Origin of the sequence: Flavobacterium sp., assembly GCF_965277525.1 — a bacterium.
Taxonomy (GTDB): Bacteria; Bacteroidota; Bacteroidia; order Flavobacteriales; family Flavobacteriaceae; genus Flavobacterium.
The window spans coordinates 800,041-816,470 of record NZ_CBDIDC010000009.1 but is presented as its reverse complement, the minus strand read 5'-3'; the positions used below and the strand labels follow the sequence as shown (position 1 = coordinate 816,470).

General features: G+C 32.4%; 13 protein-coding genes, 2 tRNA genes and 1 rRNA gene. 6 read left to right on the top strand and 10 right to left on the bottom strand.

Annotation, left to right across the window (positions count from 1 at the left end):
• The first annotated feature begins 114 nt into the window (after nucleotides 1–114).
• Nucleotides 115–224 (top strand): 5S ribosomal RNA (gene rrf / locus ACQY44_RS20440).
• 1,082 nt (nucleotides 225–1,306) lie between these two features.
• Here rrf and ACQY44_RS20435 read toward each other — a convergent pair.
• The 5 genes from ACQY44_RS20435 to ACQY44_RS20415 all read right to left on the bottom strand — a co-directional run bounded on the left by ACQY44_RS20435 (nucleotide 1,307) and on the right by ACQY44_RS20415 (nucleotide 5,681).
• Nucleotides 1,307–1,843, bottom strand: a complete 537-nt coding sequence (locus tag ACQY44_RS20435; protein WP_428232118.1) for an STM3941 family protein — start codon at nucleotides 1,841–1,843, stop codon at nucleotides 1,307–1,309.
• Nucleotides 1,844–2,063: 220 nt separating this feature from the next.
• Nucleotides 2,064–2,876 carry a sterol desaturase family protein gene (locus ACQY44_RS20430; RefSeq protein ID WP_428232117.1) on the bottom strand — a complete coding sequence of 271 codons (813 nt, stop codon included), beginning with the start codon at nucleotides 2,874–2,876 and terminating at the stop codon, nucleotides 2,064–2,066.
• Between the two features lie 22 nt (nucleotides 2,877–2,898).
• A complete protein-coding gene (locus ACQY44_RS20425; RefSeq protein ID WP_428232116.1) occupies nucleotides 2,899–3,300 on the bottom strand; it encodes a DUF6134 family protein in 402 nt (133 codons plus the stop codon).
• A gap of 566 nt (nucleotides 3,301–3,866) precedes the next feature.
• Nucleotides 3,867–3,938: transfer RNA gene (locus tag ACQY44_RS20420), tRNA-Glu, on the bottom strand.
• 594 nt (nucleotides 3,939–4,532) lie between these two features.
• Nucleotides 4,533–5,681, bottom strand: a complete 1,149-nt coding sequence (locus ACQY44_RS20415; RefSeq protein ID WP_428232115.1) for an IPT/TIG domain-containing protein — start codon at nucleotides 5,679–5,681, stop codon at nucleotides 4,533–4,535.
• 502 nt (nucleotides 5,682–6,183) lie between these two features.
• Here ACQY44_RS20415 and ACQY44_RS20410 point away from each other — a divergent pair.
• A complete protein-coding gene (locus ACQY44_RS20410; protein ID WP_428232114.1) occupies nucleotides 6,184–6,960 on the top strand; it encodes a hypothetical protein in 777 nt (258 codons plus the stop codon).
• Between the two features lie 159 nt (nucleotides 6,961–7,119).
• The gene (locus ACQY44_RS20405; protein WP_428232113.1) at nucleotides 7,120–7,557 is read left to right on the top strand and encodes a hypothetical protein; all 438 of its coding nucleotides are present in this window, start codon (nucleotides 7,120–7,122) and stop codon (nucleotides 7,555–7,557) included.
• Nucleotides 7,558–7,847: 290 nt separating this feature from the next.
• Here ACQY44_RS20405 and ACQY44_RS20400 read toward each other — a convergent pair.
• A tRNA-Met gene (locus tag ACQY44_RS20400) sits at nucleotides 7,848–7,920 on the bottom strand.
• Nucleotides 7,921–8,036: 116 nt separating this feature from the next.
• On the opposite strand from ACQY44_RS20400, the gene era reads away from it, so the two are divergent.
• The 3 genes from era (at nucleotide 8,037) to ACQY44_RS20385 (ending at nucleotide 13,464) form a co-directional block, all read left to right on the top strand.
• Nucleotides 8,037–8,918: a GTPase Era gene (gene era, locus ACQY44_RS20395; protein ID WP_428232112.1), complete on the top strand. Its 882-nt coding sequence runs from the start codon at nucleotides 8,037–8,039 to the stop codon at nucleotides 8,916–8,918.
• Nucleotides 8,919–9,240: 322 nt separating this feature from the next.
• Nucleotides 9,241–10,551 (top strand): ribosome biogenesis GTPase Der, encoded by a 1,311-nt coding sequence (gene der, locus ACQY44_RS20390; RefSeq protein ID WP_393050323.1) that lies wholly within the window; start codon nucleotides 9,241–9,243, stop codon nucleotides 10,549–10,551.
• A gap of 156 nt (nucleotides 10,552–10,707) precedes the next feature.
• Nucleotides 10,708–13,464: an outer membrane beta-barrel protein gene (locus ACQY44_RS20385; protein ID WP_428232111.1), complete on the top strand. Its 2,757-nt coding sequence runs from the start codon at nucleotides 10,708–10,710 to the stop codon at nucleotides 13,462–13,464.
• A 189-nt stretch (nucleotides 13,465–13,653) separates the two neighbouring features.
• Here ACQY44_RS20385 and ACQY44_RS20380 read toward each other — a convergent pair whose 3' ends face one another.
• From ACQY44_RS20380 to ACQY44_RS20365, 4 genes are all read right to left on the bottom strand, one after another.
• On the bottom strand, nucleotides 13,654–14,598 hold the full coding sequence (locus tag ACQY44_RS20380) for a DUF1266 domain-containing protein (RefSeq protein WP_428232110.1): 945 nt from the start codon (nucleotides 14,596–14,598) through the stop codon (nucleotides 13,654–13,656).
• 99 nt (nucleotides 14,599–14,697) lie between these two features.
• Nucleotides 14,698–14,871 carry a hypothetical protein gene (locus tag ACQY44_RS20375; protein ID WP_428232109.1) on the bottom strand — a complete coding sequence of 58 codons (174 nt, stop codon included), beginning with the start codon at nucleotides 14,869–14,871 and terminating at the stop codon, nucleotides 14,698–14,700.
• Between the two features lie 68 nt (nucleotides 14,872–14,939).
• Entirely contained in the window at nucleotides 14,940–15,314 is a 375-nt protein-coding gene (locus tag ACQY44_RS20370) for a hypothetical protein (protein WP_428232108.1), read from the bottom strand.
• A 48-nt stretch (nucleotides 15,315–15,362) separates the two neighbouring features.
• Nucleotides 15,363–16,151, bottom strand: a complete 789-nt coding sequence (locus ACQY44_RS20365; protein ID WP_428232107.1) for a DUF1266 domain-containing protein — start codon at nucleotides 16,149–16,151, stop codon at nucleotides 15,363–15,365.
• Between the last annotated feature and the right edge of the window lie 279 nt (nucleotides 16,152–16,430).

Sequence of the window (16,430 nt, the reverse complement as noted above, 5' to 3'; positions counted from 1 at the left end):
TGGGGAAGAAACTTTCTAAAAATAGTAAATAAAAGTACTTTTCTTTATCTCAGTATGTTAAGATATTGTGTAATGTTGATTAGTTAAAGCTAGTTACCCATTGCAAAACGGCCTTAAGGTGGTTATTGCGGCGGGGCTCACCTCTTCCCATCCCGAACAGAGTAGTTAAGCCCGCCTGCGCAGATGGTACTGCAGTTATGTGGGAGAGTATGTCGTCGCCTTTCTTTTAAGAATCCTTCCCGATTTATCGGGAGGGATTTTTTGTTTTACAAATACTGCAGTTATGCGGGAGCCCCGATAGCTATCAGGGGTCGTCGCCTTTCTTTTAAGAATCCTTCCCGATTTATCGGAGGGATTTTTTGTTTTACAAATACTGCTGTTATGTGGGAGCCCCGATAGCTATCGGGGGTCGTCGCCTTTATTTTAAAGAATCCTTCCTGATTTATCGGGAGGGATTTTTTGTTTTACAAAATACTGCAGTTATTTGGGAGCTCCGATAGCTATCGGGGGTCATCGCCTTTCTTTTTAAGAATCCTTCCCGATTTATCGGGAGGGATTTTTTGTTTTACAAAATACTGCAGTTATGCGGGAGCCCCGATAGCTATCGGGAGGCGGCGTCTTTCTTTTAAAAACCCTGTTCCTTACGAAACGGGGTTTTTTGTTTTATATGGGTTGGTGATTGAACCGCAAAGTGCGCAAGGAAGTTTTAGAATCCGCTGAAAACCGTACAGTTCGCAAAGCTTAATTTTAGAGTTTTACCAACTTTACGGTTTTACTTTGGGGGCTTTGCGGTAAAAAAACTATTTATCAGAATTATGACAACATATTTTGCGCTCCGATAGTTGAAACCACTGGCAACATTTGCGAAATTCTATAAATCGGCTGGTAAGCTTTTGCAGGCGTAATACTTTGGAATTTGGAATTTTAAAATTTAGAATTTCTTTTATCGAAGACTGCGTTAGGGATGGCAGCGGTATCCTTTTGCGATGCTAAAACCCCTATGGCGAAGCAAATCAATACCGCTATCGCAAAAGATTTAGCGTACAGTCCGACCCGGAGGGAAACGCCATAACGATTCATTGTACCCTTTTTAATCATTCATTACTATATTTGTAACTATTGATTTTCTTTGTTTCAATTAAGAACGATTAAAAAAATTAACTTAGTATAACAGTGTACTTCCGAAATGAATGTATAAAAAAAACCTCAGATTTCTCTGAAGCTCTTTCTGTAATCTCTGACTTCTTAATTGGATACCATTCTTTATGTCAAAGTCTTTTTTTTTTTTTTTTTTTTTTCGAATATCTTAATTATTTGAAGAAGTACTTTGTTTCCAAGATGTATTAAATAAAGCAAAAAGTGCATTGGAGTCAATATCAATTTCAGAAGCTGAATACATTAAAGTTAACTGATGGGCATCTTTGTTATAGGCCATATTCCAAAACATTTTAGAAAGTCTTCCTTCGTATTTTTCAGGATTGTTGATAGTGACAACTACCAGAGTGTCTCCTCCGGTTTTTTCTAATTCGATATTAGCTACATCTTCCCAGTTAACAACGCCAAAAGATTTTGATATAGGTGTGGTTTTGCCGTAAAAATTTTCATTATTTAATTCAATTAAAGGGCTTTTGTCTTTTAAACTCAGAATACTTTTTAATAAAAGAATGAGCATTACTAAAAATGCTCCGGATGAAAATACAAGTGGTTTAATTTTTAACTCATTATCAAATATTCCAGCACTATAAATAATAACTATAAGTAGAATAAGACAGACTCCTAAGGACGTGAATAAAAGTTTTTTGGTTTTTTTTGAATTTCGGTATAATTTAATTTCTTTTCCCATTACGTTTGTTTTCTCCGGTTTTAATTTAATTGATGTTTATTAATAATGATCTTTCCCAAAGGTATAGAATTCATTGGACAAAGGACTTGATGGCTAACAAAAATACGGACTAATTTAGGGAGGTAAACGATATTTAGGATGATATTTTTTTTATCCATTTTTGATTTTTCTTTAAGTAGGTACATGTATTTATGTCAGTTAAAATTTAACCATTTTAAAATTAAAATAAAGTTACTCCAAAACTCCATCCAACCCATCCGGTTATTCCCTTACCATTATTCTTTATCACATTATAGCGCTCTGTTCGATCCTGAACAAAAGTGGAAGTATTTATGGAAGTACCAAAATTTTTATCCAGATATTTTTTCTCGCTCCCATGATGTACGCGATGATTAGAAGGAGTGCCAAAGTATTTTTCGATAAAGGGATGCAGCTTTCCAATGGCTTCAGTGTGTACCCAGAACTGATACAATACACTCAGCTGATTTGCAATGAAAAATATTGCAGGGTGAAAACCAACGAAGATTAACGGAATAAAAAATACAATTTTAAGATACTGAAACCAGCTTTGTCTAAAGCTTACGGTAAGATTGTAATGATCAGCAGAATGATGAACTACATGGGTAGCCCAGAAAAAACGACAGTAATGGGAAATTCGATGCGTCCAGTACGAACAAAAATCATACAGTATGAAACATGGAATTAAGCTCCACCAATCGAATTCCATTCGGTAAGGCAATATATTGTAAATTCCAATAACAGCATAAAGAAAACCGGTTTTTATTAATAAGTTCACGGTTAGATTTCCTAAACCTATAAGTACAGATCCAATAGTCTTTTTTTTATCATATTCTTTTCGTTCTAGGAAATAAAAAGCAACAAATTCAAGCACGGTAAAAAACAATACAAGCGGGAGGGTATAAACAATTAGATTTGGAGCACTTTTTTCTACTTCATGAATTTTTTCCATTGCAATAGGGTCTGCACCAAAAAGCGTTAGTGTAGTAAAAAGGTGATTGATGATTGAAAACATGATGATTGATTTTTAGATTGATTTAAGCAATTTGAATGTTGATGGTAAAGAGTGAGTGATGTAATTCAACTTTTTGGCATACACCATTCAGAAAATGATAATCATTGTAATTTCCATCAGGCAATACAATGCGATAAGAATGATTGTTTGTTTTTTTGATGGCTAAGAATTGCTGAAAACTATCAGAATAGACCTGACTTTGATTCACAGGTTCCTTACTGTAGAGTAGCATAAGATTATAATCGATAAATTGTGGTTTGATTTGCCCCTTTTTATTCTCAGATAAAGTTTTATAATCTGAATCTATAAATTGGGTGCTTTTATTGGCTTTTTCTTTTCCGTTAACGTGATGTTTTCCGTAAGAAGACATTAGTTTTCCATTTTTAAAAAAAAGAACTTTCCTCTGTTTTGATATTAATTTCAAAAATCAATCGTGTCTTTACTTCTGACGAAATTCTTAGTAAAATTTCGTCATGATTTGTCTCTTGATAGAATTGCATCTGGCTACTGATAGTGCCATTGTGAAGTACGTTATAGCATACTGTCTTTACTTGTGCCTTAGAAGCCATTGCAAAAAGAAAGAGGAGTATAGTAAATTTTGACTTCCCATGGATGATTATAGAACCGAAGTTTTGGAATAGGGTAGTTGTTTTTTAAGTAACCAAAATAGTAATGCAACAGGGATAATTGATATCATAAGGCAATTTGAGGTTAAAAGTTAATGAATTGTACCGTTGTTATAGTAGTAATACAATCAAATCACATTTTACCCCTATGTCGCTTTTATTTATTTTTTTTAGTTGTTAGTCTCTTTTAGGATGAATGATGAAAATGTGAACTTGTTTTTAGTGTGAGATAGATTGAAGTAAAAAGATCTTCTCAATTTAGAAGTGTTTCTGTAAAAGCTAAAAAGGATTCTGAGTTTGTGTCAATAAAAGAGGGAAGATGTAAAAACAAAAAAAGCTCCAGATTTCTCTGAAGCTTTTTTAGTAGCCCGTAGCGGAATCGAACCGCTCTTACATGGATGAAAACCATGCGTCCTAACCGATAGACGAACGGGCCTGCTTTTCTGATGCGGGTGCAAAAATGCGAATAATTTTAAAATACACAAAAAATAATTTAATTTTTTTTCCTCTGGTTATGCTGGAAATATCATATTTAAAAATAATTATGCGTAAACAGATTGGGTTAATGAAGATGTATTGGTTTGAATAATAATGGGTTATTTTACATGAAAAACGGGATAAAGAAGATTTTTTAACTTTTATTAAATTTGAGAATTTTATTAGAATTTATTTTTTTGAAAGAATATTTTTACGGTTTATCGATTGTATTTTTGAATATTTTTCTAAGATGTGTGTTGTCTGAAGATTTTCTAATGAAATGCTCTGGGGATACATTCTGGTTTCGCGGCTATAATCCTAAAGAAGTAAAAAAAAATGAATGCTCACTAAAGTAGTTTTTAACTAATAAAACGAAAAAAGCTTCAGAGAAATCTGAAGCTTTTTCTTAGTAGAGGCAAGTATTCAAATATCTAACCAGATTATCTTGGGTTATTACGACATTTTAGCAAACAAGGTTGGTTTTTAGGAATTTATTTTAAAAACAAATCTTTTTTGAGGTGGTGTAACAGCTATTGCTGCTGGATGATCGTTTTTAATCTGTTACAATAAAATAGTTGTAATCATCTTTAATAATGTTATTTTCAGATAATGAATTATTTGTCAGGTTTAATTTTAAAAGTTTACATGTGGGAATTCCATCATTATATATAATTTTCTTTCCTATTATTTGATTTGTTTGCGGGTAATAAGTGAGATTACTTATATGTGCGTCACTAATATTTATTAAAGTTTTGATTTCTGTACCAGTAGCAGGATTGAGTTCAACTATTTTTTGAGTTGCTCTAAAGGCATATAATTTTCCATTGGTTGCAGGAATTAATTCGTCATAGCCGTAATAAATATTCTCAGTTATTGAATTATCAGAAAGTTTTATCTTGCAAAGTTTATGGATATTTTTTCCATTATTGTCAAGTAGTCCTTTATCTCCCATTATTTCATTTGTTTGAGCATTGTAAATTAATCCATAAAGTTGATCGCTTCCTGTATTTATTAAGCTTCCAATTTCGGAACCTGTATTTGGATTTAATTCAATAATACCTTTATATAATTTGTACCCATATAATTTTCCTGTCGTTGTTGCGATCAATTGGTCATAGCCTGCATAAGTCATTTCTGTTATCGTTTTGTCTGCAAGTTTTACTTTAAAAAGTTTGTAAGTGTTAGTTCCATTGTTATTTGAAACAAATCCTTGTCCAATAATTTCATTTGTTGGAGCAAAATATTTTAATTCAGTTAAATAATCAGATCCTGTACCGTATATCAGGGTTTTGGTTTCTACACCTGTAACAGAATTTAATTCAACAATTTCTCCGTATTGTTTGTATGCGAATAAACGATTTTGACCAATTATAGAAATATAACCTGCGTTAACTGTTATACCATTTGCAGTTAATTGAAGCTGACCAGAAGTTGTACCAACCGGAACTATAACACTTATTGTAGTTGAAGTAATTTTAGTAATTTTACCATTAGTACCATTAAAAGTAATAGTATAAGTTGAATTTGGGTCAAAGTTTTGTCCATTAATTATAATAGTATCGCCTATATTAGTTGAACTAGTCGAAATGCTTTGAATTGTTGGGGTTTGAGTAGCTGGATCTGGATTTTGAACTTCTTCTTCATTAGGACTTGAACAGCTAATTAAAGTAAATAGTGTTAAAATTGAAAAAAAATATTTCATTCTGAAAGTTTGGTTTTAATTTTTGATTTTTTTCGGAAGATATAAAATATTCTTGCAGAATGGTTGGTATTATGTTGCTAAATGTCGGTTCAACATCACTAAAACTTCATAATTGACACAAAGTTCTCCCGCTTTCCGAGATGTTTTCATGAAAATATCCCAAATAGTGTCTACCTTTTTGGGGCAGTCTACTTTTTCAAATGGTATTTTTCTTTAGTAACGGGAAGTATTCAAATATCTAACCAGATGATTTTGGATTATTACAGTATTTTAGGATGTACATCTTAATTTTTTTCTTTGTATTTTGTTCGCATAGTCACTCACATAAATGTCAAAAAGCATCAATCAAATTAAAAGTGCTTTTAATAATTTGTAGTCAAAAAAATACATATTTGAAAATAAATAATGTATGAAATTTATCACACATATCTACTCAAATTTAGATGGCTTTGTTGTTTTGTCACACATGTAAATAAGTTGGCGGTCATTGTAAACAAACTTTATGAAACGATTATATTTAATTTTAGCCATTTTCGTATTCTTTTTTGGGTGTAAAAATGAAGGTAAAAAAAATAAACCCAAAAGCGAACCTTTAACTGTATTTCCTACAATAGTAAATCCTTTGAATTTAAAATATGAATCCCTTTTTGATGAAGAAAGCCCTACTTGGATTTCTACTGCAAACTATAATTTTAACTATATAGGAAAATTGAAAGATTCTATATCATTAGAGATAGAATCTTTTTCAATTGCTGAATTTCAGGAGAATAGAAAGAAATGCTCAAAAATTGAAAAGCGACAACTTCCAAACGCAGAATATTATATTGAATGGGACAAAAAGAATCGTTATTCATTTATGCAAGAGCAAAAAGTTGAAATTCAAATAAGCTCTAAAAAAATTAATAATTTTTATATTGCGCTATTAAGAAATAGAACAAAAGATACCATCCCAATTGGTTTTGGAGATAGAATCCCTTTGATTTTGGAAGCGAAAAATAGATTGGGTAAATGGGAACCTATACAAGAAAGATTTGTCTATATGTGTGGAAATGGGGTTGGCACAATCATTTTGCCTCCAACAGAAATAGCCATAACACTAGTGCCAAATTTTAAAGGAAATTATAAAACTCAATTACGACTTTCTATGGGAATTAATAAATCGAATGCTATTTTTGGAAACATCAATTATAGACAATTCGAAAGTAAGTTTGATGAAAATGGAGAATATAAGGAAGAATATAAAAATGAAATCAAAACACCAGAAAACAACCAACGCTAACAGTCGCTTGGTAAGCTAGGGTTTTAGGCTTCATTTAAAGATAGTTTTCTATTTGAGGAGTTTGTGTTTAAACCAAAAATCTTGCATCTTTATTCCCTAACTACGCCAAGCGGCAGAATTTTAGCAGTAATGCCTAATCGACAAACAAAATTGTACAACATGAGATATATCGTTTTAATTTTATTGGCATTTTCATTAAACGCTTTTTCACAGAATAAAACAACTGCTAAAAAAACAAAAAGTGAAAAAGAACAAGCTATACCTTTTCATGAATTTGACATATCGCTAATAAGGTTAATTTCAACTCCAGAAAAATATGATGGAAAACAAATTCAAGTTATAGGATATTTAAATTTGGAATTTGAAGGAAATGCAATTTATTTACACAAAGAAGATTACTCAAAAGGAATATCCAATAATGGTTTTTGGGTTAACTTCTCAAAAGAAATTGTTGAAAAGAAAAATTTAAATGATTACAGTAAAAAATATGTAATAATCGTGGGAACTTTTGACATGAATTCCAGAGGTCATATGGGAATGTTTGGAGGAACAATAAAAAATATCACTAGGCTGGATTTATGGAATTTTGAGAAATAATCGGCACTATTGCTAACAATTGCTATAAAAGATTTTGGTAATTGATTATAAGGAAAATCGTTTTTTTATTGAGATGATTAGCAAATCCGAATGATGGGCTTAATTTAATCCAAACCTCCATTTTCCGAATTGTTCTCATGAAAAGCTTCGCAAACGTCTCTGACTTTGCGCCATTTTTTTTGCTTCTTAGAAATTTAAACCTTATAAAAGTCTCTGACTTTTTCTATTTCCTGGAATAATTTAATTAAACAAAAAAAAGCTCCAGATTTCTCTGAAGCTTTTTGTCTTAGTAGCGGGAACAGGACTCGAACCTGTGACCTTCGGGTTATGAGCCCGACGAGCTGCCTACTGCTCTATCCCGCGTTGTTTCGGGTGCAAAGATACGCCGATTTTCTAGAAATCCAACGAAAACTTTAAAAAATGTTTTATTTTCTGTATTGAGTTGATATGACTACCTTTGCAAATTAAATAATACACAAATGTCACATAAAGCAGGTTTTGTAAACATCATCGGGAATCCAAACGTTGGAAAATCAACATTGATGAACGCCTTTGTTGGAGAAAGATTATCCATCATTACATCAAAAGCACAAACAACCCGTCATCGTATTCTTGGAATCGTAAATGGCGAAGATTTTCAACTTATATTATCGGATACTCCCGGAATCATCAAACCCGCTTATGAAATGCAGGAATCGATGATGAACTTTGTAAAATCGGCTTTTGAAGATGCTGATATTCTGGTTTATATGGTCGAAATAGGAGAGCAGGACTTAAAAGATGAAGCTTTCTTTAATAAAATCATTCATGCTAAAATTCCGGTTTTACTGTTGTTGAATAAAATCGACAACTCGAACCAGGAACAATTAGAAGAGCAAGTAGCATTCTGGACAGCCAAAGTGCCAAACGCGGAAATTTTCCCAATCTCGGCTTTACAGAATTTTAATGTTCCTGAAGTTTTTGGAAGAATCATTGAATTGTTACCAGAATCTCCGGCATATTACCCAAAAGATCAATTAACAGACAAGCCGGAACGTTTTTTCGTAAACGAAACGATTCGTGAAAAAATCTTATTGAACTACAGCAAAGAGATTCCATACGCGGTTGAAATCGTTACGGAAGAATTTTTTGAAGATGAAAAAATTATCAGAATCCGTTCGATCATTATGGTAGAACGCGAAACTCAAAAAGGAATCATCATCGGACATAAAGGCGCTGCTATTAAAAAAGTAGGAACCGATGCTCGTGCTGATTTAGAGAAATTCTTTGGTAAACAAATTCACATTGAATTAGTTGTAAAGGTGAATAAAAACTGGAGAAGCAATGCCAATATGCTTAAAAGGTTTGGTTATAATCAATAGAGTTAAGTTTGTTTCAGGTTTCAAGTTTTGAAATGTGAAAGGGTTAGTATATAACTGAAAATTGATACTGAAAACTGAAGACTAGCCCTGATAGAAGTGGAAATCCTTTTGTGGAGCTTTAGCGGAACAAAAGATTGAAACGGATAGCAGGAAAGAGCTCCTGAAAAATATAAAAACTTAGGTACTTAGAAACTTAGCGACTTAGTCACTTTTTTACCTACCTTTGCAAAAAATTAAAATAAAGCATTTTGGAATTATAAGTGATAGAATTTTAGGAAACTAAAGTCTGAAATCGAAAGTCCAAAGTCTAAAATTTACAAAAATGAATAACATTGTTGCGATAGTAGGAAGACCTAATGTAGGGAAATCAACCCTTTTTAATAGGCTGATACAAAGAAGAGAAGCTATTGTAGATTCAGTTTCTGGAGTTACCAGAGACAGAAACTATGGTAAAAGCGAGTGGAACGGAAAAGAATTTTCTGTAATTGATACCGGCGGATACGTTCGTGGTTCTGATGACGTATTTGAGGGAGAAATCCGCAAGCAAGTAGAATTAGCTATCGACGAAGCTGATGTTATTATTTTTGTGGTTGATGTTGAGGAAGGTATTACACCAATGGATGATGTTGTAGCCCGTTTGTTGCGTAAAGTAACTAAACCGGTTTTATTGGCGGTGAATAAGGTAGATAACGCAATGCGTGAGAAAGATGCAATTGAGTTTTATAACCTTGGTTTAGGAGAATATTTCACATTTGCAAGTATATCAGGAAGCGGAACAGGAGATTTATTAGATGCTTTAATCGACTCATTTCCGGTGAAACCCGAACCCGTTCAGGAAGAAGTTGTTTTGCCTCGTTTTGCTGTTGTAGGGCGTCCTAATGCAGGGAAATCAAGCTTTATCAATGCTTTAATTGGTAAAGAACGTTTTATGGTAACAGATATTGCAGGAACAACCCGTGATGCAATTGATACAAAATTCGACCGTTTTGGTTTTGAATTTAACCTGGTTGATACTGCGGGAATCCGTCGTAAAGCAAAAGTTAAGGAAGATTTAGAATTTTACTCTGTAATGCGTTCTGTTCGTGCGATTGAGCATGCAGATATTTGTATTTTAGTGATTGATGCTACTCGTGGATTTGAAGGTCAGGATCAAAGTATTTTCTGGTTGGCTGAAAAAAATCGTAAAGGTGTTGTAATCTTAGTAAATAAATGGGATTTGGTTGAAAAAGATACCATGTCGACTCGTGATTATGAAGAGAAAATCAAACGAGAATTAATGCCTTTTACAGATGTGCCAATTTTGTTCGTTTCGGCTTTAACGAAACAACGTTTATTGAAAGCATTAGAAGCTACTGTTCAGGTTTTTGAAAATAGAAAGCAAAGAATCCCAACCTCTAAATTCAATGAATTTATGTTGAAAGTGATTGAAGCTTATCCGCCACCGGCAACAAAAGGTAAATATGTAAAAATTAAATATTGTATGCAATTGCCAACTTTAACACCTCAGTTTGTGTTTTTTGCTAATATGCCACAATACGTTAAGGAACCATACAAAAGATATCTTGAAAATAAGATTAGAGAAAATTGGGACTTTTCAGGAGTACCAATCGATATTTATATCAGAGAAAAATAAAATTAAAAGTCCTCGAAATGAGGACTTTTTTTATGTCTTCTTTTTAATTGAAATCATTTGTTTCAAACGAAATGGCATGCTATTTGAATAAATGTTGAAATTACAATTAAACCTTTTGGCTCTTTTAGAGTCTTATTGTTTCTAACTAACCATTTTATGACCAAAATTTATTATTTTCTAATTTTCTCTCTTTTTTGTTATTCGGCCAATGCCCAGAATGATATTGTTATTAAAGGAACTGTTATTGATATCAATACACAATTACCACTGGAGTTGGCGACCGTTTATTTTACAACGGTAAAAGATTCTACCGTCATCGAATATGCAACAACCGATAAAAACGGGGCTTTTAGTATAAAAACCAAAAAATATGATAAACCAATTTTTCTCAAGGTGAATTATATGGGATATCAGCCCTATTTTGAGGAAGAAAAAGGACTTCTGGAAAGTAAAGACTTTGGTAAATTATATTTACTTGAGGCTGCAAATGCTTTAGATAATGTAGTAATCAAAAGTGAAGCGCCGCCCATTACCATTAAAAAAGATACTTTGGAGTTTAACGCAGGTTCCTATAAAGTCCGACCAGATTCGAATGTTGAGACTTTACTGAAGCAATTGCCGGGATTTGATGTTGGTACTGATGGTAAAATTACCGTAAATGGGAGGGAAGTCAATCAGGTTTTAGTAAACGGAAAAACATTTTTTGATAAAGATGGTGCTATAGCATTGAAGAATTTGCCTGCTGAAATTATCAAAAAAATTCAGGTTTCGGATTTTAAAACGAAGAAAGAGGAACTTTCAAAACAAGAATCGACTTCGGATTATTCGAGTATAAATATCACAATTGATGAAAAGAAGAACAAAGGCTACTTTGGTAAAATTCTTGGCGGATACGGCTCTGATGAGCGTTATGAAAGTAGTTTGCTTCTGAATTTTTTCAATAATAAACAAAAGATAAGTGTGCTGGCTTCGTCTAATAATATCAATTCTACCGGATTTGCACAAGATGAGGTATTTGATAATATGGGAGGAGGGAGAAACAGTAAAGGCAATAGCAGTAGTTCAGGCGGTAAAGGAATTACGCAATCTAATTTAGTGGGACTTAATTATTCTGATGATTGGTCTAAAAGTCTGGCAGCAATGGGAAGTTATAATTTTTCGAATTCGATTAATAATAATGACAATAAATCTGATCAGGTTAGTTTTTTACCAACCGGAAATATTGCTACTTCATCAGATTCTAAAACAAGAAATGAAAGTACCGGAAACAATGTAAATTTTGAATTAGAATATAAAATTGATCCAACGACCCGATTGGTAATTGTGCCAAAAGTCAATCAATCCCGTTCGAATAGCAATTCGACTTCGTCTAGTTTTTCTGAAGATGAAAATGGGGAACCTCTGAATGAAAGTAGTGCCAAATCCTATTCAGAAAGTACAAATACTACTTTTGGGAACACGATTAACTTCAATAAAGCTTTTAAGAAAAAGTCCCGTAATTTTAGTGTGGTATTTGATAATAACAATGCCAGGACAGATGCAGAGACATTAAATCTTTCTCAAACTATTTTTTATCAGGATGGTAAGTCTAATGACGATAGAAACCAGAAAAGTATAAATAATAACAGTAGTGATAATTATTCGCTTGAGCTTGAATATACAGAACCAGTAACAGATTCTTTACGAATTAGATTTGGATCTGATTTTGACTGGACTAAAGAAATGAAAGATGCGAAAACATTTGATTTTGATGCTGCAACACAGTCTTACTCTAGTTTAAATGAGTCTTTGACGAATTATACGACATCAAAGCAAAATTCCTTTAGCCCAAAGGTGGGGATTACCTGGCAGAAGAGCAAGTTTACCGTTAACCTGAATTCAAGAACAGCTATTGTGGAGTTTGATAATCATTCTTTATATCTTAATAATGCTACTGATCTTAATAAACGATATGCTTTGCCTTATGGAGATTTTCAGATCAGGTATAAATTTAGCCGTTCTAAGAATTTATCATTCAAATACGATTATTCAAACGCTCTTCCTACAGCAGTTCAATTGATGCCGGTATTAAATTTAACGAACCCGTTGAATACGATAACAGGAAATCCGGATCTGAATCCTATTGAAAAAAATAGTGCTAATTTTAGTTTCAGAAATTATGATTTTCGAACACGTTCCGGTTATAGTTTGTATGTAAAAGGAGATTATTATAATAATGACGTTGTTTCTACTTCTATTTATGATGATAGCGGAAAAAGAACCACAACTTATGTTAATATTTCGGGTACTTATTTGGCTTCGGTTGGTGGAAACTGGAATCAATCTATAAAAAAGGATGCTCACGTTTTTAGATATGGTTTTGGTTTAAACGGTAGTTATTCTTTTGATAAAGGGTTTACCAATGCTGTTTTATACAACGCAAAATCAACAGCAATTACGCCAAAAGTAAATCTGACTTATGAATACGGAGAACTTCTGGTTGTTTCGCCATCTTATAGTTTATCATACAATCAAACCAATTATGAAAATTCCTCAAGAGATGCAAGTTCGAATGTGGTACACAGAATCAATTTGCAAACGACAAGTTACTGGCCGGCAAATTTAATTTTCGGGAATGACTTTGGATACACCTATAATTCTAATATTTCCAGCAATTTCAAGAAAGATTTCTATTTATGGAATACGAGTTTGTCCTATGGTTTTTTTGATAAAAAAATCTATGCCAAAGTAAAAGTTTATGATGTTCTGAATCAGAACCTGAGTGCTACAAGAACAATTTCGGCAACCTCGATTCGTGATGAAGAAAATACAGTTTTGAAACGGTATGTCATGTTTTCTCTAAGTTATAAAATTGGAAATTTTGCAGGTGCTGAAAAAGGAAAAGGAGGGAAGAGAAGGCAGAGAGAAGAGTAGGTTTTTTTAAGGTTCAAAGAGGCAGAGGTTCAAGCAACAAAGGTTTTAAAATAGCTTTAGCGAATTTGATAATCAAAAAATCTAAAATCTACAATCTAAAATAAAAAACTATGTAAGTTTTAAACTTACATAGTTTTACTGTATTTAAACCAACTAATTGTTTATAATATTGAATAATTTGATTTAAGTCTATTTCTTCCAATCAATACACGTTGTATTCCAAACACTATTTTTGTCTTGTAGCGATTCTTTTATTGCAGATGCAAATGCAATAGGATTGTTTCCCCAAAAAGCAGCACGTCCAGTCATAAAAGAAGATGCATATTCGAACCAATTTTTATACCTTTCCGTAGCCATGTTTTTTGCAATTTCCAAATATTTAAAACAAGTTTCTTCATTTATATAACCTGCAGCATAACAATAGCGAGCTACAGAAGCGATACGTTCAATATCCCAGGCATCCACGTCTTGAAAGTTTCCAGCCGCATCTATATTTAATTTTATTTGAGGTGATAAAGCTTTGCTGTACTCTTGTATCGCTATTTTTACTTCTTCATCTTGCGTGTCTACTTCTTCATCTCGATGTCCGGCTTCTTTAAGCCAGTCAAGTGTTTCTATAGCCTCTTGTGTATTTGTAATTTCCCATGCATTGTCTAGCATTTCTTTCAAATCATTTTTAGAACTATAAATTTGGAGTGTTTCTACAGGATGTTGATATAGTATTATAGAACCAAATGCAAGTAAATGTTTTTTGTCATCTGCAACAGGCGTGTCATCTTCTGTAACATCATCATCACTCTCAATATCAAAATCTGAAAATCCACTCATTAACTGGTCAAAAAATGAATTTGCTGTTGAAGTATTAGTGCTTGAAGGAAGAGGTTGTACGAGATTACTGAATTTAGGGCATAATGAAGGGTTGCCAAAGTATTGCATGTACGTTGCCATATCTGTCATTGCTGAAAATTGATAAGTATTGCACACTTCTGTCCATTGTTGAGATTCAATGTTTAATGCTTTAAATATCAAATTAATATCAATGTTATGTGTTGTTATTGCTCCTAATGCGGCTGCGTATTCAGGCATGCTTACACCATGTGTTGTGTCGCTCATAATAATTTTTGTTGTTTGCATTATTCGTTTAGAGTATGTTTTTGCAAGTACTGAGTATGCAAACGTTATTGTCTAAACTATTTTAATATTACTAAAAAGGGTATCTAATTGAGATTTTTTTTAATTTCTAAATGTCATGTCTACCACAAGAGAACCTGCTAAAGCAATTATTTTTTTAGGGTCATTTGTAAATTCAAAATCTATATTTACAAAATATTTATCTTTGTTTAGAGTTAGTGCTTGCGCAGCCATTTCCATTAATTTTCCTTGCGTCTTTTTTTCAATAGTTCCCATTTTTGCCCCATTTGCGTTTGTGATATTAAAAGCCTTTAGACCTGCATCAATAGATTTGATGTTGGCTATTATGTTACCATTATTATCTTCAATAGTAATGTATTGTGTGCCATCAGGTTAAATTTTTCTTTGATCACGCCAATTACATTATTATTAGCGTCAAGTATTTGTATTTTAGACATAAAATAGGTCCATCCTCTTTTTACAGTTGCACCAATGTTACCTTTTTCATCTTTAAAGTGGTAAGTATAAGGAAATGCCTGTTTGTCTAAGACAAGTAATAATAACTTGTGCCATGCTGGTATTTGTTGGTCAATAATACCTATTTTTTTTCCTTCAGTATCAACGATATCATATGTGTTTCCTATCTTTAAAAGATTTGCCCTTTGATCAATTATGTATTCATTTTTTTCAAACAGTAAGGGGATTTTTAATTCTGACATAATTTTATTTTTTTTTTTGTGATTAATTGTTTTTCGTAAACAATATTTTTATTTCCAATCCTTTTTTAATTCTGTGTTCCACTTTAATTGAAAAGGACTTTTTGGATCTTTCTTTAATTCAGATATAAATCCTTGACGTTCCGCATATTTTGAAGATGGATCTTTTGGATTTTCATTGCTCCAGTATAAATAGCCATACATGTAACTTCTATTATATTCGTCCCATGATTTAAAAGTTTTTTGAATACGTTTAGCTACTTCTAACGATTTGTCTAAGGCAGTATTTTCATTGGTGAAATCAGCTATATAAAAACTAGTTAACAGGAAGTTGGCTCTACCCAGATCCCATCCTGCAATCGCGTTATAGCCAAGATCACTATAAGCATCATACAACAATTGTAAATGAATTTTTTGCTCTGGATCTGTAATACTTGATAATTCAGTATCAAATTCCTGTTTAGACATTTTATCAATACCAAGTTCTTTTATCTCGTTAATAAATTCTTTACTATGCATGCCATTTTCAGATGTAAGTTCCTGTACTTGTTTCATACCAGAATTTAAATCAGATACTGACCACCATTGCTGAAGCATTTGTTTTATGGATTGCTTAATAGAGGGATTTTTTTCCTGACCGCCAACTAGTTTATAATCTCCTTGATTTTGCATTGTCATGATAGCATAAGTACCATTTATAAAACGCGTGGTTTCTGATGTATTTTCACTCACAGAACCGACAGTCTCTGCTGAAGTACTTTTTTTACATCCAGTTAATAGGAAACACACTGTCAGTACAAGGGTTATACTTAAGTAAAGAAACTGCTTCGCTTTGTTCATTTTGTTCATTTTTTAATTTTAATAATTATATTTATTTATGGTTACTGAAATTTTTTGGATTTCAGAAAATTCGATGCAAAATTACCTGGATAAAAGAATGTAAATAAGCTCTGTAAGTTTTAAAAATGATAAAATAGGGTATATTAAGACGTCATAGAATTTCAATGAATGTTCATTTATGTGGTGTACGATTGATTAATGAGTAAACAAAAAAAAATGGGACAAATATTTAAATTTGTCCCATTTCATTAATTTGATTTATTTTTTAAAGTTGCAGGA